Source organism: Georgenia satyanarayanai (assembly GCF_023715365.1).
GTDB lineage: Bacteria > Actinomycetota > Actinomycetes > Actinomycetales > Actinomycetaceae > Oceanitalea > Oceanitalea satyanarayanai_B.
The window spans coordinates 87,094-102,715 of record NZ_JAMBNZ010000007.1 but is presented as its reverse complement, the minus strand read 5'-3'; the positions used below and the strand labels follow the sequence as shown (position 1 = coordinate 102,715).

Sequence of the window (15,622 nt, the reverse complement as noted above, 5' to 3'; positions counted from 1 at the left end):
TTCGAAGGAGTCACCATGAAACGACGCGCTTCACTCCCGACGGCCGCTGTGCTCGTCATCGGCCTCGCCATCGCCGGCTGCGCCAGCGAACGCGATACCAACCCCACCGCTACCGCTGATGTCGACCCAGCGGTGGCCGAGTGGGCAGAGACGGTCAAGGAGCAGCACGAGGGTGAAACCGTGACCATCGCGGCGCAGACACACCCCAGCACCGAGGCCATGCAGACGATGACTCCTCAGTTCGAGGAGCTGACCGGGATCGACGTCGTCTGGGACGTCGTTGACCAGAACAGCCTCAAGCAGAAGATCGAGCTCGATTTCCAGAGCAACAACCAGGCGTACGACGTCGCCATGATCGACAGCTTCTGGATCAGTGGCTTCACCGAGAAGGGTGTTATCGCCGACATCTCCGACCGGGTCACCGACGCCGAGCAGACCCCGGAGTTCTTCGACTACGAGGACATCCTCCCTGCGTACCGCGAGGGGCTCGACAAGTACGACGGCGTCACCTACGGCGTGCAGATCGCGGGCGAGTCACGCTTCCTCGCTTACCGCACGGACCTGTTTGAGGAGCACGGGAAGGAGCCGCCCACGACGACCGACGAACTGCTGGAGCTCGCGGCCTACTTCGACGAGAACTCCGACGTCAGCGGCATCGCGATGCGGGCACAGAAGGGCATCCACTTCACGTCCGGGCTCATGACGCTCATGTACCAGTTCAGTGACGGATTTTTCGACCCGGAGACCAACGAGAGCATGGTCACGAGCGAGGACAACGTCCAGGCGCTGGAGTACTACCTCGCCCTGCTCGAGTACGCGCCCTCCGACGTCGCCAGCTATACCCACGAGGAGGCGCTCTCGGCCTTCATGGGTGGGCACGCGGCCATGTGGTTTGACGCGACCGCCATCGCCCCGTCGATCATCGACCCGGACCAGTCGGTCGTCGTCGACGACGTCGCCTTCGTGGGGCCGCCCGAGGGTGAGAACGGCACCTACGGCGCCCTGGCCGGCTGGAGTTTGGGCATCGCCGGGAACAGCGAGAACGCCGACGCGGCGTGGGCGTTCATTACCTACATGACCTCCGGAGCCATGGCCCCCACGTACGTGGAGCTCGGCGGCGTGCCGACCCGCACGAGCGTGCTGGAGAACCCAACGACGCCGGAGCAGGAACTTTACTACGGCGCGATGCTCGAGGCGCTGGACGCCGCTGGGGCGCTCGTCGACCGTGGCATCAGCTGGCTGCCCCAGGTGCCCCTGTCCGACGAGAAGCTGACGGTCATCGGCAACTACGGCTCGGAGGCGCTCGCCGGGAGCCTCACCGCCGAGGAGGCGCTGCAACGCGCCGACCGGGAGATCGCCGCTCTCGGCTGACGCCGCCCGGGTGGGCGGTCGCGTGGCCGCCCATCCGGGCCCTATCCCTACCCGACCCCACACGAGAGGTTGACGTCCTTGTCCGGCCGCACTCTTACTCGTCGCACGCACGCAGACAGGACCCGCCGCCAAGGGTGGCGCTACATCGCGCCGTCGCTGATAATCATGATCGGCGTAAGCGTGGTGCCGGCTGTGTTCCTGTACGTGACCAGCCTCTTCAACTACGACCGCGGTACGCCACTGAGCAGCGCCTCGTGGGTGGGCTTCGACAACTACGTCCGCCTCCTCAGTGGTGCCGATGACAACTTCTGGCCCGCCGTCGGGGTCACGCTGGGTTTCCTTGTCGCCGCGACCGCAACGACGGTGGTGCTGGGGACCATGCTCGCCGTCCTCCTGGACAACGTCACGCGAGCGCGGTCGCTCTTCACCACCCTCATGCTCGTCCCGCTCGTCATGGCCCCCGTCATCGCCGGACTCATCTGGCGGCTGATGTTCAACGACCTGTATGGGGTCCTCAACTCGCTGCTGCGCCCACTCGGGCTCGATCAGCCATGGCTGGGGTCGGGGCCGCTTGCCTTTATCTCCGTCGTCATCGTCGAGACCTGGCAGTGGACACCGTTCGTCGCCCTCATTATGTTTGCGGGGCTGCAGTCGATCGACCCCCGCCCGCGAGAGGCCGCGATGCTCGACGGCGCCGGGCCGCTCCAGATGCTTCGCCATGTGACGTTCCCGATGGTGGCGCCGTTCTTCGGACTGGTCGTGGCGCTACGCGTCATCGACTCCATGAAGATCTTCGACACCGCCTACATCCTCACCCAGGGCGGCCCCGGTAAGGCGACGGAGACGTTAGGCCTCATGGTCTGGCACTACGGCCTTTACCAGACGGGTTGGATCGGCCGGGCCTCTGCTGTCGCCGTGCTCCTCCTCGTCCTCGTCCTGGTCCTGTCCAACGTCGTCACGCGTTACCTCAAGCGCGTCGAGATGCAGGAGTCGGTATGACCGCCACGCTTCACGCACCCTTCCGGGCCCGTCGATCGTCGACCATGGGCGATCGATCTGCCGCGCATACGGGAGGCAGGCTACGTCGCAGCGCGTTCTACGGGCTGCTCATCGCCTGGACGCTCGCCTCCCTGTTCCCCTTCTACTTCACGCTCGCGACGTCCCTGAAGCTCAAGCGCGATGTCCTCGACCCGACGTCATGGTTCTTCGTCCCTACGCTCGACAACTACGTCGAGATCTTCACGAGCCGCAACATCCTGCACTACTTGGGCAACAGTGCGTTCATCTCGGTCGGTACCGTCGTCCCGTCCCTCGCACTGGGCCTGCTGACCGCGTATGGAATGACACGTTTTGGTGTGGTGAAGGAGCGGTCCGTCGCTGCGACGTTACTGTCGTTCCGAATGATACCGGCCATCGCCGTCGTTATTCCGTACTTCCTCATCGCCCAGTTGCTCGGGTTGATCGACACTCACCTGATCCTCGTCATCGCCTACACGACAATGAACCTCCCGCTAGCCATCTGGATGCTACGCGGATTCATGCGGCAGATCCCGATCGAGATCGACGAGGCCGCTCAGCTTGACGGTGCGACGCGCTGGCGGATTTTGTGGGGGATCCACCTGCCGACGATTGCCCCCGGCCTTGCGTCTACGGGAATTCTCCTCCTCATCCAGTCGTGGAACGAGTTCGCGTTTGCCCAGTTCCTCACCTCGACCGGGGCGCGCACGTTCCCCACGACCGCCGGCTTCTTCTTGTCCATCACCGGAACGAACTTCGGGGAGATGGCGGCCGTCGCGATCGTCGGCACGCTCCCGCCGCTGACGTTCGCGATCCTCATGCGCCGGAGGCTCGTCTCCGGCCTGTCATATGGTGCAGTCTAGAAAGGGTACTCATTCATGAACCTGATCATCGCCGGCCACACGAACAGCTACCACACCTATACCTTTGAGGAGGCGCTTCGCGGTATTGCGCGCGCTGGATTCACCTACGCCGAACTCACGGCCGTCCCGGACTGGGCGGACTTCGTCAAGCCGACCGACGACCCCGCGCGTATCCGGGGAGTCTTGGAGGACGCCGGCCTCGACTGCGTCGCGATGAGCATGCACCTCGAACCTGGCGACGAGCAGAGCGTGGCAGCGGCTCGGGAGCTCGTGGACTGGGCCGGCAGGTTCGGGCTTCAGCACCTCAACTGCGCGCTCGGTGAGGCTCCCGAGGGTAGCAACGAGTGGCACACCAACGTGGCGGAGCTCGTGCGGCGAGCCGACGCGGCGGGCGTCTCTTTCAACATCGAGGTGCACGGGCCGTTGGCGCGCACCGGCGCCGAGGTGGCTGCCGTGCTCGACCAACTCGGTGAGACGGCGGGCGGCATCAACTACGACACGGGGAACGTCGAGTTCTACGGTGGCGTGGCGATGACCGACGACCTCCCGGGCGTCGTCGACCGTGTCCGCCATTTCCACCTCAAGGACAAGCTCGGTGGGACGAAGGACTGGGCGTTCCCGGCGCTCGGCGGCGGACACGTTGACTTCGCCACGCTGGGCCAGCTCCTCGGTGAGCGCGGAGCGACGCCGGCAATGTCGGTCGAGCTCGAGTTCCACGGTGAGCCCTGGCCGCCGCTCGCCGTCGTCGACGACGCGATGGCCGTGTCACGCAACCACCTAGCAGCCGTTGGGCTCCTCTGAGAGCGTCCGTACACACGCCGCGCGGACGTGGAGAGCGGCGGGAAGGCATGAGGGGAACAGCGATGAGCACGACAGGGGCGGCAGGACGTCTACTGAGAGAGTTGGTGGACGGCGGCGCAATGTCGCGCGCAGAAGCGACGGCGCGCGCAGCCGTGTCGCGCAGCGCGGCCGGCACAGCGGTCGAGGAGCTGCTACGGCTCGGTCTCATCCGCGCCGACCTGCCACTTGCCAACGGCCGTGGCCGGCCGTCCTCCATGCTCACTCTCCGCGCAGATGGTGCGGCCGTCGTCGCCTGTGAGGTCGGGACGCATGAAACGGTGATCGCCACTCACCATCTCGACGGGACGCTCGATGACCGCAAGATCGTTGCCCTCGACGTCCCCTCCATGGCGCCCGAAGAGTCAGTGGTAGCCGTCGCTGCGCACCTAAGGCAGCGCGTGGAGACGGTCGGCCCTCGGTGCGTCGGCGTCGGGGTCTCGATACCGGGAATGATCAACCGCGCGACGGGCGTCGCCACCCTCGTCCTGCCGCTGAATTGGCGGAACGTGCATGTACGCGACATTTTGGAGCGCGAGCTGCAGGACATGTATGTCACGGTCGGGCAAGACGCCCTGCTCGCGGCACTTGCGGAGTTCCATCTCGGCGCCGGGGCCTCGGCCGACCGGATGCTGCTTCTCATCGCTGAAGCCGTCGGACTCGGCGGGGCGATCGTTGGCCTGTCGAGCGGTCAGCAACCCGCCAACCACTCGCTGCAAGCAGGGCACGTCATCGTTGATCCCCGTGGTCCGAGGTGTGTATGCGGAGCTGCTGGCTGCCTGGAGATGTATGCGGACGGCCGTGCCTTCGTCCGGGCACTGGGATTGGGACGGGGCGCGACCCCGGCAGACGTGAGCGCGGCCGTCGCCGCAGGGCTAGACGACAACGCCCTCCGAGCGCTGACAAAGGAGATTGTCGTGCCTTTCACCACGGGTCTCGTCAGCCTTGTCAATGCGCTAGGGCCCGACCGCGTCGTCCTCGCCGGTCTTCTCGCAGAACTTCCTCGTCTCGCAGGCGTTCGCCTGGAGGAAGTCCTGGCCCAGTCGGTCGTCGCCACCGCAGAGCGCGTCAGCGTGGTGCCCGCCGAGCTCGACGACGGTGTTCTGCGAGGCGCCGCCTACGACGCATTCAGCAGCCTGTTTCGCGACCCGAGCGCAGCAATCGGTGCCCGGCTGACGGAGGCAGGTACCGCCGTCGCCGGTGGGCGCATGGATAAGGAGGTTTGATGAAGAGGATCGGAATCATCGGCGCGGGCATCCGCGGGAGGCTCTTCGCCGAGGTGGTCCGGGCCAGCCCTCATGCGATGGTCGCGGGGGTCGCCGACCCACATGTGCGCCCAGAGTGGATAGGTGAGACGCCCTTCTACAACGACCACACCCAGCTGCTCCGGCAGAGCGCGCTTGATGGCGTCGTCGTCGCGACGCCCGACTACGCGCACCGGGACCCCGTCATCGCGGTAGCGAACGCGGGCTTGCCGATGCTTGTGGAGAAGCCCTTCGCGACCACGACGCAGGACAGCGAGGCGATGGCGGAGGCTATCGTGCGCAATGCCGTGCCAGTCACCGTCGGATTCGAGAACCGGTGGAACCCGCACCTGGTGAGAATTCGTGAGGCAATAGACGCCGGTGAGTTGGGTCGCCCGGTCTGGCAGCAGGCCGAGTTGTCCAACACTCAGTACGTACCGCTCGAGATGCTTTCCTGGGCGGGGCGGTCATCACCGGTGTGGTTTCTGATGCCGCACACGGTCGACCTGGTGACGTGGTTCGCGCGCTCCTCTGTGACGTCGGTCCGTGCCGTCGGGTCCCGCGGAATTCTCCGCGCCCAGGGGACAGATACGTGGGACGCGGTACAGGCGCTGCTCACCTTCGAGAACGGCAGTTCGGCGACACTGACCTCATCCTGGGTGCTGCCCGCATCGACGCCGGGCATGGTGGAGTTCACCTACGCCTTCAACGGAGCCACCGGAGCGGTCCGGGCGGACGTCATCGACCAGGGTCTTACCGTGCTCGCGGACGAGCTGCGCCGGCAGGCGCCGCTTGGCGGTCCGGTCGGTGGCCAGCTCGTCGGCGCACCGGTGTGGATGATGCAGTCGTTCCTCGACTCACTGGTACGCGGTGCCTTCGGTGCTTCCGGTTTGCGAACGGGTATGGCCGTGACTGCGACTCTCGTGGCGGTCGAAGAGAGCTTGAACACCGGGATGACGGTGGTGCCCTCGAAGTTGCCCGGATGGCTGCCGGATGCCGTGGCCACGGCCGACGACCCCGGGGAGGCCGGAGAGAGGTCCGCCACGGCCCCTTGACCGGTCTCCGGGCTGTGTCAGGGCGTCATCGCAAGGCTGTCGGTGAGTAGGCGTTCCAAAGCTCCAGGTGAGATGAGGTCGCGGAGGTCGGCGCGTGGTCGATCAACGCGTCGGCGCGGTGCCCTCTACCCTTCCTGGCGGCAGTCAACGTCGCGGTGAACCGCGTGGTGCGCTTCAACCAGTGCCGCCGCCGCGGACCAGCTGTAGGCCCCGGTCACCATCAGTCGACGTCTTCGTCGACCCAGCTGAAAGGCCTCGTCACACCCTCTCACTGCTGTGGTGCAGGCGTTCTTGCCTAAGCCTCGGCGTCTGTGGGGCCGGTCAGGTGCCGCCGAGCTCCTCGAGGACGGCGGGCAGGACGTCGAGGAGCTCGCGGGCGAGGTAGCCGATCCCGCCCACCGTCCCGGCCAGGCGGTCACCGGCCGTGGAGTGGAGGTGGGTGCCCCAGGCGGCGGCCTGCCCCGGGTCGGCGCCGCGGGCGAGCAGGCCGGTGATGGCGCCGGCGAGGACGTCGCCGCTGCCCGAGGTGCCCAGGCCCCGGTTGCCGGCGACCTTGCGCCACAGCCGCCCGTCGGCGGCGACGACGTCGTCGCAGGACACCGCGGCGCCGTAGCGCTCGGCGACGGTGCGGACGGCGCCGGGGAGGTCGTCGGCGAGGACGTCGTCGACGTCGAGGAGGTGGGCGATCTCGTCGGCGTTGGGCGTGAGGACGAGCCGGCCGTGCAGGGACCGGGCGAGGCCCTCCAGGCGCGGCAGGACCCCGACGGCGAAGGCGTCCAGGACGAGCGGGACGTCGTCGTCCACGCGCTCGAGCACCCCGGTGAGCAGGCTGACCGTGCTGCCGGGGTCGCTGAGGCCCGGGCCGACGAGGACGGCGGACGCGCGGGCGAGCTTGCGCTCCAGCGGCTCGAGCCCGCTGCCGGTGAGCGTCCCGCCGTCGTCCTCCTCGAGCGCCGTCACCCCCGCCTCCGGGACCGCGACGGCGAGGGCCGGCGCCACCGAGGCGGCGACGGCGACCGAGAGCTTGCCGGCCCCCACGCGCAGGGCCGCGAGCCCGGACAGCAGGACGGCGCCGGGGGCGCCCGCCGAGCCGCCGACGACGACGACCGCGCCGCGAGCGTACTTGCCGTGCCCGGGCTCGGGCAGCGGCCACCCGCGCAGGACGTCGGGCGTGAGGTCTGGCCGGTCCGTCACCGGACCTCGCCCGCCTCGTGCTCCACGGCCTGCTCGTCCGACGGCGAGTGCTGGGTGGTCACCGGGACGCCCCGGTCGCGGAGGTGGTCGGCGGAGTTGAACTCGGCGAGCGTCCAGCCGTCCGCGTCCTCCTCGCGGACGAGGCGGGTGACCGCGGCGTTGCGCACCGACTGGGTGCGGCTGATCTCGAGGATGCTCGCCTCGTCCATCTCCTCGCAGACGTAGCGGAAGACGAGGAGCACGGCGTCGTGGCAGGTGACGAGGACGCGACGGTGGCGGCGCTGGCGCTCGAGGTCGGCGAGGAGCGAGCGCACGCGCAGGGCGATGTCGGCCCACGACTCCCCGCCCGAGGGGCGGTAGTAGAACTTCCCGTGCCACTCGCGGCGCTCGGCCTCCTCCGGGTACCGCCGCCGGATGCCGGCGGTGGTGAGGGTGTCGGTGATGCCGAGGTCCCGGTCGCGCAGCCGCTCGTCCAGTCGCACGGGCACGTCGAGGCCGGCGACGTCGAGCGCGGTGCGCGCCGTCTCGTGGGCCCGGCGGAACGGGGAGGACCACACGGCGTCCGGGCGGTCCGCGGCGGGGACCTCGGCGAGCCACCGGCCCAGCGCGCGGGCCTGCTCGACGCCGGTGGGCGAGAGCTCGACGTCGGCGTCCCTGGCCGGGACGTCGATGACCTCGGCCCCTGACTGCCGGGCCTGCGCAGCGGCGACGTTCCCCAGGCTCTCCCCGTGGCGGACGAGTATCAGCTCGGTAGCACCCATGGGCGGCAACGTAACCGAGCGGCCCGTCGCCCGCTCGCGGTGGTGGGCGAGAAGTGAGCCTCGAGGGGGGCAGGGCTACATCGGAGTGGACCTGGCGCCCGAAGATGCCGCGGCGCTCGCGGCCACGGTGACGGGGGAGCGGGTGGTGGCCTGACCGACCGGCCCTTCCGGTGACGGGCGCACGGTGGCAGACTGCCGGGTCCCAGACCTCGAGGAGGACACTCATGGCCGTCCGCTGGTACAGCGTCGTCGTTGGCTGCCGGGACCCGCGGGCGCTCGCGGCGTGGTGGGCGCAGGTGCTCGGGTGGCGCACCGCGTACGAGGCCGACGACGAGGTCGTCATCATCCCGCCGCACATGTTCGAGGACGGGTTCGCCGAGCGAGTCTCGGCGCGTGAGCGCGGTCAGGGGCTGGTCTTCGTCCCCGTGCCCGAGGGCAAGACGGTGAAGAACCGTCTCCACATCGACCTCGCGCCGGAGGCCGACGACGACCAAGACGTCGAGGTGCAGCGGCTGCTCGACCTCGGCGCCCGGCGCGTGGACGTGGGGCAGGGACCGGAGGTCACCTGGGTGGTGCTCGCCGACCCCGAGGGCAACGAGTTCTGCGTCCTCAGCCCGCGGGACCTGTAGCGCGGGATCGCGCCACAACCGCGACCGGGAGGCCGCGCCATGCCGCGCTCGCCCGCGGCCCACTCGGCGTGCCGGGGCCCTTTGTGGCGGGATCCTGACGGTCAGGCCACGGGCAGGGCCTCCCGGGTGAGGGCGAGGACCTGCGCGGCCGCCCGGTCCGCCCCGGCGACGAGCGGCGAGGGGATACCCGGCGTCGCGCCGATCGCCGAGCCGGGCTGGACGTCGCCGGCCGGGATGCCGATGACGACGACGCGCGGGTCGGGCCGGCCGGCTGCGTCGAGGAGGTGGAACTCCTCGGGCGTCACGTCGAGGGTCCGCGTGGCGGACACCGTGCCGTCCGGGCCGCTGCGCGCGTGGAGGCGGGCACGGCCGGAGTCGAGCAGGGAGCGCAGGAGGGGGTCGTCGGTGACGTCGGCGTGGCCCTTGGACATACGCGTCTCGACGAAGGCCCGCACCCGGTGCTCGCGCCCGATCACCTGGGAACGGGCGACGAAGCGGCCGCGCTCCACCGTGACGGACAGCCCCTCACCGAGGAGCTCGACGACACCGCCCCGCACGAGCGCGAGCAGCTGAGCGGTGCGCTCCGGCGGCGGGCCGGACGCGAGCGCGAGGCCGAGCGCGCCGAACCAGCCGTTGACGTCGCGGACGGCCGACGCCGGGTGGATGGCCCCGGCGCGCACGAGCCCGGCGACCTGCCCGCGCAGCAGCGCCATCGCCCGGTTGACCTCCGCGCGCGGGCTGGCGAGCGGCCGGGTGATCGACTCGTGCTCCGCGGCGACCCACCGGCGCGTCCACGCGTTCCACTCCTCGAGAGAGGGGCGGCGCACGCCCGGCCGGTCGAGCCGCGTGACGACCAGCCACCGCTCGTCGTCGACGACGACATCGCGGACCAGTTCATCGAGGTCCGCGAGGTCCGTGCCCGCGATGCGAGCGAGCAGGGCCGGGGGGAGCTCGCCGTCGTCGTCGGAGATCGACGGGACGGTGCCCGGGTGGTGGCGCAGGAGTGTGAGGAGGTGGGCGACGACGAGCTCGCGGGCGAGCTGGGGCCAGACGTCGCGGGTGAAGTCCTGGTCGGGGATCGTCGCGGCAGCCGTGAACCACTCGCGGGTGGCCAGGCGCGGGGTGTAGCGCGGCGGGAAGCCGCCGTACCAGGACTTCGAGCGGTACGGCAGGCCGCGACGCGAGCCGACGAGCAGACGAGGCTCGCGCCCGGAGGGCAGGTAGGTGAGGTCGAAGGGGGAGTCGCCGGGGACGAAGCGGCCGCCGCGGCCGGCGGTGAGGACGGCGACGACGTCGAAGAAGTTCGCCCCGAGCCCTGCGACGACGACGTCCTCGCCCGCCGGGACGACGTCCCAGTCCCGCTCGGCCGGCATGCCCGGCTCGACGTAGACGAGCCCGTGGTCCTCCGCGGCGGCGACACGCTCCGCAGTCTCGCGCGACCGCTGCGCCTGGACCATCCCCTGCGCCAGCACGACCGCCGCGGCGGTGAACGCCCGCCCGTCGGCCAGCCGCACCACCCGCCGACCCCCACCCCCCGCCGACAGCTCACGTGGTACTGGCTCGATCTCGACGACGGTGCCCTCCACCGCGGTCAGCTCCACGCCGCCGCGAGCCAGGATCGCCTCGAGCTGCTCGCGGAAGTACACGCCCTGCAGACGCCGCGTCGGATAGGACCACGGCTGGACGGCCGCTGCTTCCTCGGCCACCCAGTAGGGGCGGGGCCCTGCGCTCCAGCCGGCGGACGCGGGCGCCGTCGGGCGCGGGACGCCGGCGATGACGTCGCGCGCCCACTGCACGAGGTCCGGCCCGGGCGTCACCGGCCCGGACATCGGGGTGGAGTCGTCGGGGTAGATGGTCGTGTGCGCGCTGTAGGTGTTGTTGAGGAGCTGCGGGCTCTGGTCGGTGCGCCAGGTCGCGCCGGCACCGACCTCGAAGCGGTCGACGACGACGACTCGCACCGGCCGCTCCGGCGTCCCGCGGGCCGTGAGGCGCTCGACGACGGAGACCGCGCGCGGACCACCGCCCACGATGACGACGGCGTGCGGTGCGCTGTCGGTCACAAGTGAGCCGTCGGCGGGGTGGGGGGTGGTGGGCGGAATCCGGCTGTCGGCGGGGAGGGGACGGGCGGGGTGGGAGGTGCCGGTAATAAGTGAGCCGTCGGCGGGGAGGAGGGCGGTTGGCGGAATCCGGCTGTCGGCGCGGTGGGGGGTGGGGGTGGGGGTGGGACGGGTCATGCGAGGGACTCCTTGGTGAGCACCGGGCGGACCTGGGTCTGGCCGGCGTCGTGGAGGACCTCGACGGGCAGGCCGTAGACCTCACCGAGGAGCGCGGCGTCGTAGGCCTCCGGCGCGGGCCCGTCCGCCACGAGCCGCCCGCCGCTGAGGAGCACGACCTGCTGGCAGAAGGTCGCCGCGTGGTTGAGGTCGTGGATCGCGATGAGCGCCGCGACCCCCTCCTCGCGTGCCACCTGGCGCACGATCTGCAGCGTCTCCACCTGGTAGCGCAGGTCGAGCGCGGAGGTAGGCTCGTCGAGGAGGAGGACCCGCGGCCGCTGCGCCAGGGCCCGGGCGATGAGCACGCGCTGGGCCTGCCCGCCGGACATGTCCGACAGCCGCCGCTCGGCGAGCTCGGCCAGCCCGAGGCGCTCGATCGCGTCCTCGACCACCGCGACGTCCTCGGCGCTCGGCCGCATCCCCATGTGCGGCGTGCGCCCGAGCGTCACCGCCTCGCGGACGGTCAGCTCGAAGGGCACCTCGCTCGACTGCGGCACGTAGGCCACGATCTTGGCGCGTTCGCGCGGCTTCATCGACAGCAGGTCGCGGTCCCCGAGGCGCACCGCGCCCTGCCGGGTGCGCAGCACGCCGGCGAGAATCTTCGTCAGCGTCGACTTGCCCGAGCCGTTGGGCCCGAGCAGCGCACACAGGGTCCCCGCCGCGACGTCGAGGTCGATGCCGCGCAGCACCTGGTGCTTGCCGTAGGCGAACTCGACGTCGCGGATGCTCAGCGCCGCGGGTGGTGCCGCCGCCGCGGTGACCGCTCCCGCCGTCGTCACCCGTTCCTGGACTGCAGTCACGTCGAGGCCCTTCGCGTCATGATGAGGTAGATGAAGACGGGCGCGCCGAGCATCGCGACGACGATGCCCACCGGCACGACCGACGGCGCGACGACGGTGCGGCCGATCGTGTCCGCCGCGACGAGCAGCACGCCGCCCGACAGTGCCGACATCGGCAGCAGGTACTGGTGGTTGGCGCCGATGATGAGCCGTGCGATGTGCGGCCCCACGAGCCCGACGAAGCCGATGACCCCGCACAGCGACACCGCGACGGACGCGAGCAGCACCGACACGAGGATGAGCCCCACCCGGACCACGGTGACGTTGACGCCGAGGGAGCGGGCGGCGTCGTCGCCGGTGAAGGCGATGGCGTTCACGTCCTTGGCGAACCACAGGAGCAGCGGCAGGAGCACGACGACGACGGCGCCCATGACCCGCACCTCGGTCCACGACGCGTCGTTGACCGAGCCGAGGGTCCACCGCACGATCGCCTGCAGGGTGTTCTCGTTGGCGACGTACTGCAGGCCCGCGGTGAGCGCCTCGAAGAGCTGGGTGACGGCGATGCCGAGGAGCAGCAGCGTCGCCACGGCCATCTTCCGCGCGGACGCGAGGCCGAGGACGAGCATCGTCACCACCCCGGCGCAGGCGAGCGCGGAGAGGATGACGAGCGCGTTGGACGAGGCGACCCCGCCGCCGCCCAGCAGGATCGCCAGCGACGCGCCGAAGGCCGCCGCGGGGGAGACACCGAGCGTGAAGGGGCTGACGAGCGGGTTGCGCAGCAGCCCCTGCATGACGGCGCCGGCCACCGACAGCGCCGCGCCCGCGGCGAGTGCGAGCAGCGCGCGGGGCAGGCGCAGGTCGGCGACGATCGCGTAGGACTGGGCGAACTCCGGCTCGATCGTCCCGCCGGCCACGCGCAGCCACAGGATGCGCATCGCGTCCGCGAGGCTCACCCCGGAGGTGCCCACCGCCGTCGAGCCGGCGACGACGACGACGGTCACCACCGCCGACACGACGAGCACGAGCAGCCGGTGGTTGCCCAGCACCCGCCGCAGGCCGCCGGGCTGCGCGACCTCGGGGGTGGGTGCGGTGCGGGCGGCGTCCGGACGTGCGGGGGCCTGGAGGGTCACTGCGCGCTCCCGACGGCGACGTAGGCGTCCTCGCCCGGGTAGTCCGTGACGCCCTGGAACTCGGTGGCCCAGCGCTCGAGGTAGCCGGCCGGGTCGAGGTCCGCCGTCCCCTCCGGGTGCAGCCAGGTGGCGAGGTAGGCGGTGGCGATCGCCTTGGCGAGCCCCGACGTCGCCCACCCGTTCGTCACGTACACCTCACCGTCCTCGACGGCGCTGATCCCGGACCAGCCCGGCCGCGCGGGGATCCCGGCGACGATCTCGTCGACCTCGCCGGCCGCGTAGGGCTCGGCCGACGGCGGCTGCTCGTGGACGACGACGGCGGGGTCGCGCTCGACGACGGCGGCCGGGTCGACGGTGATCTCGTGCTGGGCGTCGCCGCCGGTGATGTCGCCGAAGACGTTCGTGCCGCCGGCGCCGGTAATGACCTGGTCGAAGCCGGAGCCGGGCAGCGCGGTGATGTAGGGCTGGTCGGTCTCCCAGTAGACGGGGACGGGCTCGAGGCCCGCGACGCTGTCGGCGACGGCGGTGACGATCTCGTCGTGGAAGTCACGCACGGCCTGGGCGCCCTCGGGCTCGTCGAAGACCGCCCCGAGGAGGTCGATCGTCTCCTCGAAGACGTCGACGTCCCACGAGGTGACGACGACGACCGGGATGTCGAACTCCGCCAGCCGCTCCGCGGCCTCCTGCCAGGCGCCGTTGCGCGGGATGATCGCGACGTCCGGGTCCAGCGCGACGATCGCCTCGTAGTTGAGCTCGCCGATGCTCTCCCCGACGACGTCCTCCTCGGTGAGCCCGAGGTAGGGCGCGCGCTGCACGGTGCCGCGGTCGACGCCGACGACGCGGTCGCCCGCACCGATCGCCTCGACGAACTCGTTGTTGTAGGAGAGGGCGACGACGGCGCGTTCGACCGGGCCCTCGATCGTCACCTCGCGGTCCTGGTCGTCGATGACGGTGATCTCGCCGGCCGCGTCGGTGGTGGCGGCGCCGGAGTCGCTCGACCCCGCGACCTCGACCTGGCCGCACGCCGCCAGGGTGAGGGCCGAGGCGAGCAGGGCGGCGGTGGTGAGGGTGGTGCGCGTCATCGGGTCTCTCCGGAGGGGGTGGTCGGTGCGTTGGTCACGGGGGTGTCGGCGGGCAGGTGCGGCCCGCCGAGCGTGAGCATGAGGCGGTTGGCCCACGAGAAGAAGGCGACCGAGGAGACGAGGTCGACCAGCTCGACCGGCTCCAGCCCGAGCTCCCGCAGCCGCGCGACCTGTCCGGCGGTGGCCCGGGACGGTGCCGCCGCCAGCGAGGCGGCGAGGTCGATGACCGCCGCCCACCGCTCGTCCTGGCCGGCGCTCAGCGCGGACAGGTCGGTCGGTGCCCAGCCGGGGCCGCGGGGGACGTCGGCGGCGAGGAGACGGTCGACGTCGGCCGGGCGCCGGCTCATCTGGGCGGCCTTGCGGGCGTGGACGGAGGCGCAGAAGATGCAGTCGTTGACCTTGCTCGTCACCGCGGCGGCGAGCTCACGCTCGGCCCGCGGCAGGCCGACGCGGGTGAGGAAGACGGCGTGGTCGATCTGCGTGCGGGCGGCCAGCACGCCGGTCTCGCGTGCGAGCAGCCGGAAGTAGGCGCCGTCGCTCTTGCCGGCGAAGGCGGCGCGGTGCTCCTCGGTCAGCTCCTCGGCGGGGATCGGCTCCACCCAGGGCAGCCAGCCGAGGAGCTCGCGGGTGTAGGCGTGGGGCACGGGCAGCCCGTCGGCGGTGACGTCGGGGGCGTACTTGGCGCGGGCGGGCAGGTTCGCCGGCGGGGTGGCAAAGGCGCCGTCGTCGTCGTGGCCGGCGAGCAGGCGCAGTCCGGTGACCAGGCGCGCCTGGTAGGCGGTGACGGCGACGACCTGGGAGAGGAGGACGACGCCGTCCGCGTCGAGGCCGGCGGCGGTGAGCGCGGCGACGTCGTCGGGGCCGACGAGAGCCGGGGCGAGGGAGAGGAGGTCCGCGTGGCGCACGAGCGCGGCCACGGACTCGTCGGCGGTGGCGACGGAGAGGTCGACGGGGTCGTGCCGGTGGTGCTCCTGCGCGAGCCCGGGCGCGCCGTGCTGCTCGGCGACGCGCGCGGCCAGCGCCCGGCGCAGCGCGGGGGACAGGCGGCCGGGGTCGGTGAAGAGGTGGTCGTGCGCGCGCTGGGTGTGCTCGACGACCTCCGGCTTGGCCAGGCGCGCCTCGGCGGTGGCCGGATCGAGCTCGGCGAGGGCGCCGACGAGGTCCTCACGGGCGGTGGGCGGGCGGTGGGCGGTAGCGGTCACAGGTGCTCCAGGACTGGGTACGCGGCAGTGCCGCAGCGGTGGCGAGGGTGACCTCCGGCGTGCTCCTCGGGGCCTGGCGCGCGTCAGCACGGCCTCGGGAGGAGCGGGAGGTCAGCGCCGCGGTGGGCGCAGAAGGCGGAGGCGGGCTCAGCGGCCCGCGGGATCAACGCCTCAAGCGGGACAAC

Annotated in this window: 15 protein-coding genes; 8 read left to right on the top strand and 7 right to left on the bottom strand. The window is 71.3% G+C overall.

Annotated features, from left to right (window positions below):
- Window positions 1-15 precede the first annotated feature (15 nt).
- The 6 genes from M3148_RS10435 (at window position 16) to M3148_RS10410 (ending at window position 6,387) form a co-directional block, all read left to right on the top strand.
- The gene (locus tag M3148_RS10435; RefSeq protein ID WP_251304634.1) at window positions 16-1,371 is read left to right on the top strand and encodes an ABC transporter substrate-binding protein; all 1,356 of its coding nucleotides are present in this window, start codon (window positions 16-18) and stop codon (window positions 1,369-1,371) included.
- 192 nt (window positions 1,372-1,563) lie between these two features.
- On the top strand, window positions 1,564-2,370 hold the full coding sequence (locus M3148_RS10430) for a carbohydrate ABC transporter permease (protein ID WP_251304633.1): 807 nt from the start codon (window positions 1,564-1,566) through the stop codon (window positions 2,368-2,370).
- Window positions 2,367-3,251: a carbohydrate ABC transporter permease gene (locus tag M3148_RS10425; protein ID WP_251304632.1), complete on the top strand. Its 885-nt coding sequence runs from the start codon at window positions 2,367-2,369 to the stop codon at window positions 3,249-3,251. The genes M3148_RS10430 and M3148_RS10425 overlap by 4 nt, the downstream gene beginning before the upstream one ends.
- Before the next feature lie 15 nt (window positions 3,252-3,266).
- Complete coding sequence (locus tag M3148_RS10420; RefSeq protein WP_251304631.1) at window positions 3,267-4,052, top strand: sugar phosphate isomerase/epimerase family protein; 786 nt, start codon at window positions 3,267-3,269, stop codon at window positions 4,050-4,052.
- Window positions 4,053-4,114: 62 nt separating this feature from the next.
- Complete coding sequence (locus tag M3148_RS10415) at window positions 4,115-5,314, top strand: ROK family protein (RefSeq protein ID WP_251304630.1); 1,200 nt, start codon at window positions 4,115-4,117, stop codon at window positions 5,312-5,314.
- Window positions 5,314-6,387, top strand: a complete 1,074-nt coding sequence (locus tag M3148_RS10410) for a Gfo/Idh/MocA family protein (RefSeq protein ID WP_251304629.1) — start codon at window positions 5,314-5,316, stop codon at window positions 6,385-6,387. Before M3148_RS10415 ends, M3148_RS10410 begins: the two co-directional genes overlap by 1 nt.
- Before the next feature lie 321 nt (window positions 6,388-6,708).
- On the opposite strand, the gene M3148_RS10405 is transcribed toward M3148_RS10410, so the two are convergent.
- Window positions 6,709-7,581 (bottom strand): NAD(P)H-hydrate dehydratase, encoded by an 873-nt coding sequence (locus M3148_RS10405; RefSeq protein WP_251304628.1) that lies wholly within the window; start codon window positions 7,579-7,581, stop codon window positions 6,709-6,711.
- Window positions 7,578-8,342: a histidine phosphatase family protein gene (locus tag M3148_RS10400; protein WP_251304627.1), complete on the bottom strand. Its 765-nt coding sequence runs from the start codon at window positions 8,340-8,342 to the stop codon at window positions 7,578-7,580. The genes M3148_RS10405 and M3148_RS10400 overlap by 4 nt, the downstream gene beginning before the upstream one ends.
- Here M3148_RS10400 and M3148_RS10395 point away from each other — a divergent pair.
- Together M3148_RS10395 and M3148_RS10390 are read left to right on the top strand one after the other, a co-directional pair.
- Window positions 8,341-8,496 (top strand): hypothetical protein, encoded by a 156-nt coding sequence (locus M3148_RS10395; protein WP_251304626.1) that lies wholly within the window; start codon window positions 8,341-8,343, stop codon window positions 8,494-8,496. The genes M3148_RS10400 and M3148_RS10395 overlap by 2 nt on opposite strands.
- A gap of 70 nt (window positions 8,497-8,566) precedes the next feature.
- Window positions 8,567-8,971: a VOC family protein gene (locus tag M3148_RS10390; protein WP_251304625.1), complete on the top strand. Its 405-nt coding sequence runs from the start codon at window positions 8,567-8,569 to the stop codon at window positions 8,969-8,971.
- 101 nt (window positions 8,972-9,072) lie between these two features.
- Here M3148_RS10390 and M3148_RS10385 read toward each other — a convergent pair whose 3' ends face one another.
- The 5 genes from M3148_RS10385 to M3148_RS18330 are packed head-to-tail and all read right to left on the bottom strand — an operon-like array spanning window position 9,073 to window position 15,437.
- Entirely contained in the window at window positions 9,073-11,205 is a 2,133-nt protein-coding gene (locus tag M3148_RS10385; protein WP_251304624.1) for an FAD/NAD(P)-binding protein, read from the bottom strand.
- On the bottom strand, window positions 11,202-12,044 hold the full coding sequence (locus tag M3148_RS10380) for an ABC transporter ATP-binding protein (protein ID WP_251304623.1): 843 nt from the start codon (window positions 12,042-12,044) through the stop codon (window positions 11,202-11,204). The genes M3148_RS10385 and M3148_RS10380 overlap by 4 nt, the downstream gene beginning before the upstream one ends.
- A complete protein-coding gene (locus M3148_RS10375) occupies window positions 12,041-13,153 on the bottom strand; it encodes a FecCD family ABC transporter permease (protein WP_251304622.1) in 1,113 nt (370 codons plus the stop codon). The genes M3148_RS10380 and M3148_RS10375 overlap by 4 nt, the downstream gene beginning before the upstream one ends.
- Window positions 13,150-14,235, bottom strand: coding sequence for an ABC transporter substrate-binding protein (locus M3148_RS10370; RefSeq protein WP_251304621.1), 1,086 nt, complete (start codon window positions 14,233-14,235; stop codon window positions 13,150-13,152). The genes M3148_RS10375 and M3148_RS10370 overlap by 4 nt, the downstream gene beginning before the upstream one ends.
- Window positions 14,232-15,437: a peroxidase-related enzyme gene (locus M3148_RS18330; RefSeq protein ID WP_251304620.1), complete on the bottom strand. Its 1,206-nt coding sequence runs from the start codon at window positions 15,435-15,437 to the stop codon at window positions 14,232-14,234. The genes M3148_RS10370 and M3148_RS18330 overlap by 4 nt, the downstream gene beginning before the upstream one ends.
- Between the last annotated feature and the right edge of the window lie 185 nt (window positions 15,438-15,622).

Bases quoted from the DNA above. Each gene is read 5' to 3' on its own strand.
- M3148_RS10435 (WP_251304634.1), top strand. From the start codon at position 16: ATGAAACGACGCGCTTCACTCCCGACGGCCGCTGTGCTCGTCATCGGC.
- M3148_RS10425 (WP_251304632.1), top strand. From the start codon at position 2,367: ATGACCGCCACGCTTCACGCACCCTTCCGGGCCCGTCGATCGTCGACC.
- M3148_RS10420 (WP_251304631.1), top strand. From the start codon at position 3,267: ATGAACCTGATCATCGCCGGCCACACGAACAGCTACCACACCTATACC.
- M3148_RS10415 (WP_251304630.1), top strand. From the start codon at position 4,115: ATGAGCACGACAGGGGCGGCAGGACGTCTACTGAGAGAGTTGGTGGAC.
- M3148_RS10410 (WP_251304629.1), top strand. From the start codon at position 5,314: ATGAAGAGGATCGGAATCATCGGCGCGGGCATCCGCGGGAGGCTCTTC.
- M3148_RS10395 (WP_251304626.1), top strand. From the start codon at position 8,341: ATGGGCGGCAACGTAACCGAGCGGCCCGTCGCCCGCTCGCGGTGGTGG.
- M3148_RS10400 (WP_251304627.1), bottom strand. From the start codon at position 8,342: ATGGGTGCTACCGAGCTGATACTCGTCCGCCACGGGGAGAGCCTGGGG.
- M3148_RS10390 (WP_251304625.1), top strand. From the start codon at position 8,567: ATGGCCGTCCGCTGGTACAGCGTCGTCGTTGGCTGCCGGGACCCGCGG.
- M3148_RS10385 (WP_251304624.1), bottom strand. From the start codon at position 11,205: ATGACCCGTCCCACCCCCACCCCCACCCCCCACCGCGCCGACAGCCGG.
- M3148_RS10370 (WP_251304621.1), bottom strand. From the start codon at position 14,235: ATGACGCGCACCACCCTCACCACCGCCGCCCTGCTCGCCTCGGCCCTC.